The organism is Kamptonema formosum PCC 6407 (assembly GCF_000332155.1).
In the GTDB taxonomy this organism is placed as follows: Bacteria; Cyanobacteriota; Cyanobacteriia; order Cyanobacteriales; family Microcoleaceae; genus Kamptonema; species Kamptonema formosum.
The window spans coordinates 2,505,905-2,506,686 of record NZ_KB235904.1; the positions used below are offsets into that span (position 1 = coordinate 2,505,905).

Below are 782 nucleotides of genomic sequence, written 5' to 3' on the forward strand. Positions count from 1 at the left end.
ACCTCTGACTTTTGATTTGATCATGACTTGTTTCTTTGCAGTCTTCAGGGCTCTTATACCCTTACAGCTTTTCCTGGTGTTTATGACGCGGTGGAACCACACCGATTCCATCCCGAACTCGGATGTTAGACGCTGCTGTGGCGAAGATACTTGGTGGGTCACTGCCTGGGAAAATAGCTCGATGCCAGGGATTTCTATTCTACAATGCCTCTTTCTCATACTCAGAAAGGGGCTTTGTTTTGTTTGAGATTGAGATCGCTGTTACTGTAGCAAATCCGCTTCTTTCGACACAATCAAATCATACAGGGCATCACCGTGCCCAAACGGGAAAATTGTACGAATCGGCTGAAACCTTTATCCCTTAAGCGTTTCAGCGATACCTATTTTCTTTCACCCGCAAAGGGCGTAATATCATGTCCGGCAAATGACTTACGATTAAACTCCAATTTTAGTCCACCAATAAAAACCAGTTAACCCTTGAATCAAATCTGGCTGTTGAAGCAGAGATTGGCATCGGTGAAATAAAACCCACATTCCGCAGATGTGGCTGGGATTTTTTTATTAGTTGTGAAAGCTGGGAGCCAATATGCTTTTGGATTGAACTTATGGGGTTTTAGCGTTACAGGAGCCTGTAAAATTTACCTAGATTAAGTAAGTTGAAAGAATTGACTTTTTCTAATATATTCATGTCGCTATATTTATCACTTCAACTCATCTTTTTAACAAAGTCAACTCATGCCAAGAGCAAATTGTCTTGACTCATAAATGAAGATTATTTACAA

General features: G+C 40.7%; 1 other annotated feature (cut by a window edge).

Annotated elements, in window-relative coordinates:
- Positions 1 to 382, top strand: a sequence feature (most likely nonfunctional fraction of RNA operon); it begins 291 nt to the left of the window's first position.
- Positions 383 to 782 lie beyond the last annotated feature (400 nt).